Origin of the sequence: Brevibacterium sp. S22 (assembly GCF_004745485.1) — a bacterium.
GTDB lineage: Bacteria > Actinomycetota > Actinomycetes > Actinomycetales > Brevibacteriaceae > Brevibacterium.
Genome location: NZ_RHFG01000069.1, coordinates 1 through 1,035, shown reverse-complemented (window position 1 = coordinate 1,035; position 1,035 = coordinate 1). Strand labels below are relative to the sequence as shown.

The window sequence follows — 1,035 nt, the reverse complement described above, 5'->3', positions numbered from 1 at the left end:
AGACCCGGATCCTCGATGAACTCGTCGACCTCACCGGCTGGCATCGTGACTACGCCCGCCAAGCGTTAAGGAACGCGCTGACCCCGACCATCGTCAAACCCAAACCGGGCCGGAAACCCGTCTATGGCCCCGACCTGATGCCAGCGCTGATCACCTGCTGGGCGGTACTGCGAGCACCGGCAGGACGCCTCCTGGCCGCGATGCTGCCGACTCTGGTACCGATGCTGCGCCGCGACAAAGAACTCGACATCACCGATACCCAAGCAGACCTGCTCATGAAGATGAGTGCGGCGACCATCGATCGCAAGCTCGCCGGCGAGCGGAAGAAGATGCTGCCCCGGGGCCGGTCCCACACCAAGCCCGGATCCCTGTTGAAGTCACAGATCCCGATCCGCACCTGGGCGGAGTGGGACGACGCGGTGCCCGGGTTCGTCGAAATCGACCTCGTCGGCCACGAGGGCGGCAACGCCGCCGGCGAGTACTGCTTCACCCTGACCGTGACCGATATCAGCACAGGCTGGACGGTGAACAGGTCGGTGAAGAACAAAGCCGCGAAATGGGTCTTCGAAGCCCTCGAGCACGTCATCAGCGTCTTCCCCTTCCCGATCATCGGCATCGACTCCGACAACGGGTCAGAGTTCATCAACGAACACCTGTTGGCCTACTGCACCGACCATGAGATCACGTTCACCCGGTCAAGGGCAGGCAACAAGAACGATGGCGCTCATGTCGAGCAGAAGAACTGGGCCAGAGTCCGCGAACTCGTCGGCTACCTCCGCTACGACACGCCAGCAGAACTCGAGCTGCTCAACCAGATCTGGGAACTCGACCGAGTGTTCACGAACTATCTGCTCCCACAACAGAAACTCATCTCCAAGACCCGCCACGGAGCTAAAGTCTCGAAGAAGCACGACCAGCCGAAGACGCCCCACCAGCGAGCGATTGCGCACGAGACCATGCGCAAACGCCCGATCATCACGATGAATGCTGCGTTCAAACGGATCAAACCGGCGGCCCTGGAGCGACAGGTCCTCG

1 protein-coding gene is annotated in these 1,035 nt (G+C 61.6%); it reads left to right on the top strand.

Annotated elements, in window-relative coordinates; all coding sequences use genetic code 11:
- Nucleotides 1–1,035: integrase catalytic domain-containing protein (locus tag EB835_RS20180; protein ID WP_135811198.1), on the top strand; the 1,035-nt coding region annotated here is incomplete at both ends.